7 protein-coding genes are annotated in these 8,061 nt (G+C 74.1%); all 7 read right to left on the reverse strand.

The window, feature by feature from the left end; all coding sequences use genetic code 11:
• Positions 1-3: 3 nt before the first annotated feature.
• Entirely contained in the window at positions 4-843 is an 840-nt protein-coding gene (locus KCH_RS28845; RefSeq protein ID WP_035867766.1) for an SDR family NAD(P)-dependent oxidoreductase, read from the reverse strand.
• Positions 840-2,123, reverse strand: a complete 1,284-nt coding sequence (locus tag KCH_RS28850) for an MFS transporter (protein ID WP_035867768.1) — start codon at positions 2,121-2,123, stop codon at positions 840-842. The genes KCH_RS28845 and KCH_RS28850 overlap by 4 nt, the downstream gene beginning before the upstream one ends.
• Positions 2,120-3,334, reverse strand: a complete 1,215-nt coding sequence (locus KCH_RS28855; RefSeq protein ID WP_035867770.1) for an AMP-binding protein — start codon at positions 3,332-3,334, stop codon at positions 2,120-2,122. The genes KCH_RS28850 and KCH_RS28855 overlap by 4 nt, the downstream gene beginning before the upstream one ends.
• Positions 3,331-4,329: an ATP-grasp domain-containing protein gene (locus KCH_RS37960; protein ID WP_051653558.1), complete on the reverse strand. Its 999-nt coding sequence runs from the start codon at positions 4,327-4,329 to the stop codon at positions 3,331-3,333. Before KCH_RS37960 ends, KCH_RS28855 begins: the two co-directional genes overlap by 4 nt.
• Positions 4,326-5,762, reverse strand: coding sequence for a KamA family radical SAM protein (locus tag KCH_RS28865; RefSeq protein ID WP_051653559.1), 1,437 nt, complete (start codon positions 5,760-5,762; stop codon positions 4,326-4,328). Before KCH_RS28865 ends, KCH_RS37960 begins: the two co-directional genes overlap by 4 nt.
• The gene (locus KCH_RS28870; protein WP_208865995.1) at positions 5,762-7,429 is read right to left on the reverse strand and encodes a class I adenylate-forming enzyme family protein; all 1,668 of its coding nucleotides are present in this window, start codon (positions 7,427-7,429) and stop codon (positions 5,762-5,764) included. Before KCH_RS28870 ends, KCH_RS28865 begins: the two co-directional genes overlap by 1 nt.
• Before the next feature lie 199 nt (positions 7,430-7,628).
• Positions 7,629-8,021 carry an FAD-dependent oxidoreductase gene (locus KCH_RS28875; RefSeq protein ID WP_084223981.1) on the reverse strand — a complete coding sequence of 131 codons (393 nt, stop codon included), beginning with the start codon at positions 8,019-8,021 and terminating at the stop codon, positions 7,629-7,631.
• Positions 8,022-8,061: the final 40 nt, after the last annotated feature.

An 8,061-nucleotide genomic window follows, 5' to 3' on the forward strand; every position in this document is an offset into this window, starting at 1 on the left:
GAGTCAGGGGGTGGGGGAGAGGCCGATCCAGTCCTGGGCGAGGCGCTGGACGGTGCGGCCGTCTCGGTCGGCGAGTTTCACGGCGAGGTAGTCGGCGGCCCAGGCGCCGGCCGGGATGCGGAACGGCGGCCGCTCCTCGGCCAGCGCGCGCAGCACCGCGGCGGCGACCTCCGCGGCGGGCTGCCCGGCGTCCGCCCAGTTCCGTCCGAGCCGGTCGACGTAGGCGGCGAAGGTGCCCGCGTACGGGCCCGAAGCGGCCTGCACGGTGGTCCGGTCGACGTCCGGGAAGTGCCCGAACCGGGTGTCGGGCACGTAGCCGGGGACGAGGACGGAGACGTGCACGCCGTGCGCGGCGGCCACCGGGGCGAGCGCCTCCATGAAGCCCTCGACGGCGAACTTGGCCGCGCAGTACGCCTCGTTGAAGGGCTGGCCGACCACGCCGTGCACGCTGCCGATGGTCAGCAGCCGGCCGCCGGAGGCGCGCAGCAGCGGCATCGCGGCGCGCGAAACGGCCACCGTGCCGAAGAAGTTGACGTCCAGGTTGGCGCGCAGCGCTGCCGAGGTGGACATCTCCAGCGTCGGGTCGGAGTTGGAGATCCCGGCGTTGTTGACCAGCGCGTCCAGCCGGTCGAGGCCGGCGAAGCAGCGGGCGATCGACTCCTCGTCGGTGACGTCCAGGCGGCGGACCAGGGCGTCGGGCGCGGCGGCCCGCAGGGCGTCCGCGCGTTCCGGGTCGCGGACGGTGGCGAGCACCGTCCAGCCGGCCCGGCTCGCGGCAGCCGCGGTGGCCAGCCCGATGCCGGAGGAGCAGCCGGTGATCAGGACGGTGCGACGGTCCGTCACGAGGCGGCCTCCGCGAGCTCGGTGGCGCCGTCCGCGGCCTTCGGCAGGCCGGCGTCCATCCGGGCCTGGACGCCGAGCGCCGGGAGGAAGGAGCAGGCGGCGAGCAGGGTGCCGCCGACCATGGTCCAGCGGGCCGCGTCGAGGACGCCGAGCGGGCCGGTGAGCAGCGAGACGGCGAGGCCGCCGGCCAGTGCGGCCAGCGGGATGACGCCCCAGGTCGCGGTGCGGAACGCGGCGTGCATGACGCCCTGGTGCTGCGCGGACATCCGGGACTGCCGGGCGGGCGCGGAGCACACGTTGATGCAGGACATGAAGAAGCCGTAGCAGCCCATGGTGACGGCGATGACCGGCCCGGCGGGCAGCGCGGGCGCGGCCAGCACGCCCAGGCCGACCAGGCAGTGCAGCAGCAGCGCCCAGGCCAGCGTCCGCCCGATGCCGAGCCGCCCGCCGATCCTCGGCGCGACGAGCGCGCCGAGCAGCGCGCCGACCGCGCCCGCCGACATCGCGGCGCCGAACGCGCCGACGGTGACGCCCAGGCCGCGGTAGGCGAACACCGGCAGCACGGTGACGAACACCGGCCCGCCGGAGTTCAGCGTGACGGCGGCCAGCACCACCCGGCGCAGCACCGGGTCCTGCCAGTTGAGGCGGAAGCCCAGGGTGAGGCGCTGCCACACCGAGCCCTGCGCGACGGTGCGTCCGCCCCACGGCCGCATCCAGCGGAAGCAGGCCGCGGAGACCAGGTAGCTGGCGGCGTCGACCAGCAGCGAGGCGGCGCCGAGGGCGCTGTACAGGGCAGCCGCGATCGACGGCCCGGCGACCTCGGCGACCGAGCCGCTGCCCTCCAACCGCGAGTAGGCGCGCACCAGGTGCGGCTGCTCGACCACGGCCGGCACCGCCACCAGGTAGCCGACGTTGAAGAAGATGGTGGCGCCGGACACCGCCGCGACGCAGCAGAACAGCAGCGGCGTGGAGAGGAAGCCCAGCCAGTACGCGACGGGGATGACGGCGACCGCGACCAGCCGGACCAGGTCGCAGACCAGCAGCGTCAGCCGCTTGTCCCAGCGGTCCACCAGCACGCCCGCGACCGGGCCGAGCAGCGGAATGCCCAGGTACTGGGCCATCGCGACGATGCCGACCTGGAACGCCGAGGCGTGCAGCACGAAGATCATCAGGGTGGGGACGACGAACACCGTCACCCGGTCGCCGATGCTGGACACCGACTTCCCGACCCAGAACAGGTCGAAGGCCCGGCCGAGTTGCTCGGGCGCGCGCAGCTTCACGAGGCCTCCCGGACCACGAAGCCCGCGGTCTTCCCGGTGCGCTCGTTGCCGAGCAGCGCGTCCACCACCCGGACCCGGACCTGCTCCGGGTCGTGCACGAAGGCGGTGCTCAAGGTGACGGTGGCGGACAGCAGTTCACGCCGCAGCGCCTCCGGGTCGGGAAGTTCGCCGAGCACCAGGACGTCCACCTGCCGGGCCCGGCCGCCCTGTTCGGTGATCACCACCTGGGCGCGGACCACGCCCGGCTCGCGCTCCACCCGGGCCAGCAGCTCGTCCACGTGCAGGCCCAGGCCGCGCACCTGCACCACGTTGTCGCGGCGGCCCAGCACCCGCATCGCCGGGCCTGGCCGGCCGCACCCGCAGACCGTCAACTCGCCCGCGTCGCCGGTGCGGTAGCGCAGCACCGGGTTGAGCATCGCCGGGTCGAGCGAGGTGAAGTCCAGCAGTCCGCCGTCCCCGACGTGCACCAGCTGGTGCGGGAACGGGTGGAAGGTGTCCGCCGGGCACTCCGGGGAGTTGGCGCCCACTACCCAGGTCTCGGTGGAGCCGAACATGCCGTGCCGCCGGGCCTTCGGCGCGACCACCGCCAAGTCCTCCTCCAGCTGCGGCTGCCAGGCCTCGCCCAGCCACAACACCTTGCGCAGCGACGGGAGTTCGATCCCGGCCGCGCGGGCGTGCGCGAACCACAGCCGCAGCACGCTCGGGGTGCCGCCGATCGCGGTGACCCCCCGGTCGGCGAGGAACCCCAGCCACTGCGGGTACTCCGCGGAGGTCACCGAGCCCAGTGCGATCACCCGGCAGCCGCACAGGTCGGCCAGCCCCGCCGCGAGGAAGTGCGCGCCCCACATCCGGCCCGCACCCCAGGCGTTGACGAAGACGTCCGCGCGGTCCAGCGGACGCCAGTGCTCGAACACCTTCGCCATGTAGAAGCCCGTCGGCGCGTAGCCGAGCTTCGGCGCACCCGTCGAACCGCCGCTCTGGAACAGCCAGGTGGCGCCGTGCGCCGCCGCGGGATCCAGCCGGGCGAGCGCCGTGTTCAGGTCGTCCTTGGCCAGCGGCGGCAGCTCCGCCAGCTCGGCCAGCGAGCCGGGCGGCCGCGCCTGCGCGTACCGGTCGCCGAACTCCGGTACGGAGCGCAGCAGTTGCAGCGTCCGGCGGGCCACCGCGAGACCGCCGGCGGCCTGCGCCTCGGTGAGCGAGAAACTCGTCATCGGCGGGCGCCCCCGTCCGCGAGGAACGCCGAATGCGCGTCCCGGTAGGCCGCGAACCGGGCCCGGGTGACGTCCCGCTGGACCGAGCGGTCCGGGTCGTCGAAGTCCGGGGCGATCACCCCGTCCGGCTCCAGCTCGGAGAACCAGAACCGCTCGCCGTCGTGCAGGAAGTCCACGCAGAAGAACGGGATCGCCAGCTTCTTCGCGAAGTACCCGGTGGCGTCCGCGAGTTCGGCCGGGACCGGGCAGAACTCCATCGAGCCGCCCCGGCTCGCGTTCGCCACCGGCGACCCCGCCTCCGGGGTGCGCCGCAGCGCCGCGTACGGCTTCCCGCCGATCACGTACACCCGGTAGTCGACCGTGCCGTCCCCCAGGTACGGCTGCGCCACCAGCGTGGTGTCACCGCCCTGCGCGAGGCTGGCCAGCCCCCGCACGTCCTCCCGCGAACGGGCCAGGCAGATCCCGCCGCCGCCGCACCAGCCGGCCGGCTTCACGATCGCCGGGAACGCCAAGCCGTCCAGCGCCGCCTCGTACTGGTGCTTCGACACGTCCCGGCCCGAGCCGATCCGCACCGAGGGGATCGGCGGCACCGGCGAGTCCGCCAGGAACAGCACCGTCGCCAGCTTGTCGTTGCCCAGCAGCGACACCTGCGCCGGGAACGGCAGGTAGAACCCGGCCTGCTCCAGCACCGTGCACAGCGAGAGCTGGTTGAACACGTCCATCGACTGGTACGGCAGCGAGTACAGCGCCGTGATGAACAGGGTGTCCTCGGGCGTGACCGGCCGGTCCTCCAGGTACACCCGCGGCCGGCCCGGGTCGGTGCCGTCCACTGTCACCGCCTCCGGCGCGTGCCGGGACCACTCCATGCCCATCCCGGCGGCGACCTCCGCGAACACGTCCCAGAAGTAGTGCTTCCACATCGCCCCCGACCGGGTCGACTCCCGGTCCGGGAAGATCCAGACCATCCGGCGCAACGGCGCCGACGCCTCGCTCACTCGCCCTCCTCGGAGTCCAACAGCTCGAACACGTCCGGCAGCCGCCCCGCACCCCGGGCCAGCCGCTCCGCCCACCAGGCGCGACCCGCCGCCGGCAGCGTGTCCACCGGATCCACGTACGGGAACCGGCGGCCCAACTCGGCCTCGCCGCCCGCCGCTTCCGGCGAGCGCAGGTCGACCGCGGTGCGGTAGTTCTTGGTCCAGTACGAGATGCCGCGCTCCCGGTCGTAACCGACCGCGTGGTGCACCCAGCGCTTGCCGACGTGCGGCACGTCCGCCACCAGCCGCGGCGTCGCGTACCCCGGCAGGTAGCCGAGGATCGCCTCCTGGAGGCGCTGCGCCTCGGACAGCGGCAGCCGCCAGTGCTCGGCGTTCGGCACCACGTCGCACAGGTAGAAGTAGTACGGCAGGATGTTCGCCTCGCCCTGCAGCGCGAAGCACAGGTCGAGCAGCGCCGCCGGGGTGGCGTTCACCCCGCGCAGCAGCACGCCCTGGTTGCGGACGTCCCGCACCCCCGCGTCCAGCAGCGCCCGCGCCGCCTCCGCGACCAGCGGCGTCACCGACGCCGCGTGGTTGGCGTGGGTGTGCACCGCCAGGTTGACGGAGCGCCGGGCCGCCAGCCGCGCCACCCGCCGCACGCCCGCCAGCACCTTCGGCTGCAGCCAGTGCTGCGGCAGGCCGACCACCGCCTTGCTGGCCAGCCGGACGTCCCGCACCGACCCCAGCTCCAGCAGCCGCAGCAGGAACGACTCCAGCCGCGGCCACGGCACGTTCGCCAGGTCGCCGCCCGACACCACCACGTCCCGCACCGACGGCGTCCGCTTCAGGTAGTCGAGCATCTGCTCCTCGCGGTCCGCCGGACGCAGCACCAGCCGCGCCTTCGCCACCTGCGGCGTCGACCGGCCCACCAGGTCCATCCGGGTGCAGTGCCCGCAGTACTGCGGGCAGGTGGACAGCAACTCGGCCAGCACCTTCGTCGGGTAGCGGTGCGTCAGCCCCTCCACCGCCCACATCTGCGCCTCGTGCAGCGAATCCCGCGCCGCCAGCGGATGGCTCGGCCACTGCGGATGCCGGTCCGAGCGCACCGGCAGCATGTAGCGCCGCACCGGATCCGCCAGGAACGCCGCCGTGAACGCCGCCGGCGACAACGGCGCGTCCGCCGCCATGGTGTTCAGCATCTGCGGCGGCACCAGCACCGACATGGTCGCGAACCACCGCTGATCGGCGGCCAGTTCACGGTAGAACCGGTCGGTCAGCAGGGGCCCGAACACCTGCCGCAGCTGCCGCTCGTTCTGCACGCAGTGCGCCCGCTGCCACTGCGCGTCCCGCCACTGCTCGGCCGTCACCTCCCGCCAGCCCGGCAGCCGCCGCCAGTCCGGCTCCACCAACTCCCGCCGCAGGTACGCGTACGGCTGCGGAACCTGCCGGTGCATCAGGAACGCGCCGCATCGTGCGCACCGGACGACAGCAGGCCGGCGTGCCGGGTGCGCAGCTCGCGCTTCAGCACCTTGCCGGTCGGGCCGAGCGGGAACTCCTCGGCCGTGCACGCCACGTGCAGCGCCGCCAGCTCGGCCAGCCCCGCCTTCGCCAGCTCCGCGTTCGCCGCCGCCAGCAGCCCGTCCGCGGACGCCCCGTCCTGCAGCCGCACCACCGCGACCGGCCGCTGACCGCCGTCCGGGTGCGGCACGCCCACCACCGAGCAGTCCTGCACCCGATCGGCGCAGTCGGCGAGCAGCACCTCCTCCAACGGCAGGCTGTACACCGGCCCGTCCAGCGTGTCGATCACGTCCACCGTCCGGTCCAGGTGGAAGAACCGTCCCTCGCTGTCCCGGTACGCCACATCGCCCGTCAGCCAGAACCCGTCGCGCCGGAACGACTCCGTCAACCGCTCGTCGTTCCAGTACCCCGGCGTGATCGAGGGCGCGGCGACGGCCAGCAGGCCGACCGTCCCGTCCGGCACCTCCGCACCGTCCTCGTCCAGCACCGCGGCCCGCTCCACCACCTCCGACGGCTTCCCCACGCAGCGGTCGGCGCGCCCCGACTCCGGCGAGGTCACCTGCCCGAACAGCGCCATGCCCATCTCGGAGGAACCCAGCCCGTCCACGAACTGCGAACCGGGCAGCGCCGCCTGCTCGGCCCGCTCCTGCGGCAGCAGCCACGGACGGACCAACCCCGCCGGGCGCTCGCCGAGTTGGACCAGCCGCCGGATGTGCCCGTAGTGCGCGCTGTCGCCCGTGTTGAACCACGAGTGCACCTTCGCCGCACCCGCGACCGGCAGCTCACCGGTCGCCAACTCGACGAAGGTGCGCGGGAACGAGGCCACCATGGTCGGCCGGAACGCCTCCATCACCGGCTCCACCGCCGCCCGCCGCCAGTCCGCCATCACCACCGTCGGCAGCCCCAGCAGCGTCGCTGTCAGGAAGTAGCTCAGGCCCCCCGCGTGGGTGTGCGGCATCAGGGACATCAGGCGGTCGTACGGCTCCGCCGGGAACCGCACCATCCGCGGCTGCTTCCCGTCCCAGAACTGACGGTGCGCCAGCATGGTCGACTTCGGCGTGCCGGTCGTCCCGGAGGAGTGGATCAGCGCCACGACGTCCTGCGCCGCGTGCCGGTACGGGTACGCCGCCGGCAGCGGCGCCGCGGCGGCGTCGAAGGCCTGCACCTCGGCCGTCAACGACAGGAAGCGCGGCCGCAGTCGGGGATCCTGCCGGTACGCCGACGCCAGCCGGGTGGTGTCGTCCGCGACCACGCCCACCACGCCCACGTGGCTCAGGTAGCGGACCATCACGTCGTGCCGCATCGCGTCGTTCACCAGCGCCGGCACCGCGCCCAGCGCGGTCAGCGCGAAGAAGTGCAGCAGCGGCTCCAGGCCCTCGGCGATCACCACGCCGACCGGATCGCCGGGCCGCACCCCGTTCGCGTGGTACCACGCCGCGTAGCGGTCGCGCAGCGCGACCAGGTCCAGCAGGCTGTGCCCGCGCAGCACCACCTGCCCGCGGTGGTCGAGCCGGTGGCTGAACGCGAACGGCACCGCGCGGTGCGGATTCGCCTCGACGGCGCGGTCGAGGAAGTTGCCCGCACCCAGGGTCGGGTCGGACATGAACCGCTCCCTGACGGGAAGCGGCGCGAGGGACGTCTGATCGGTCATGGCGGTCTCCGGTCTTCCGAAGCAGGACTCGATGCCCGGGCACGCCCTCGTGCGGCGCGCGCCGGACCGGGGGAAATGCCCGACGAAAGGGAAGGTGGTGCTGGGGTGTGGGGCGGCGGGGGACCGCGTGGCGGAGCGCCCCCAGGGGTGGCTACGCGGAAAGGAGTTCGGCGGCGGCGCGGCGGCCCGAGCGGACGGCGCCCTCCAGCAGCCCGAAGAACTCGGTGCTGGTCTCGGTGCCCGCGAAGTGCACCAGGCCGTGCGGGGTGGTCAGCGTCGGCCCGAGCGCCGACCAGTCGCCCGGCCCGAACAGCGCGGCGTAACAGCCCTTGCTCCACCGCTCGTTGACCCAGTCGGTGACGTGGAACGCGAGCGGCTCCGGCAGCATCGGGAACAGCCGGGACGCCTGCGCGACCGCCGCCGCCCGCTGGTCCGCGGCCGGCAGCGCGGCGAAGGCGTGCGCCTCCGCGCCGGTGACGAACCCGGTCAGCACGCCCGGCGACCCCCGTCCCGTGAGACCTGGCCCAAGGGCACACAGGGGGATACGGGCGGGCGGGCGGGCGGGGGGGGGGGGGGGGGGGGGG

The sequence above is a fragment of the Kitasatospora cheerisanensis KCTC 2395 genome, assembly GCF_000696185.1.
Classification (GTDB): domain Bacteria; phylum Actinomycetota; class Actinomycetes; order Streptomycetales; family Streptomycetaceae; genus Kitasatospora; species Kitasatospora cheerisanensis.

Excerpts from the sequence above, each read along its gene's own strand:
- KCH_RS28855 (WP_035867770.1), bottom strand. The coding sequence starts at position 3,334 with ATGACGAGTTTCTCGCTCACCGAGGCGCAGGCCGCCGGCGGTCTCGCG.
- KCH_RS28865 (WP_051653559.1), bottom strand. The coding sequence starts at position 5,762 with ATGCACCGGCAGGTTCCGCAGCCGTACGCGTACCTGCGGCGGGAGTTG.
- KCH_RS28870 (WP_208865995.1), bottom strand. The coding sequence starts at position 7,429 with ATGTCCGACCCGACCCTGGGTGCGGGCAACTTCCTCGACCGCGCCGTC.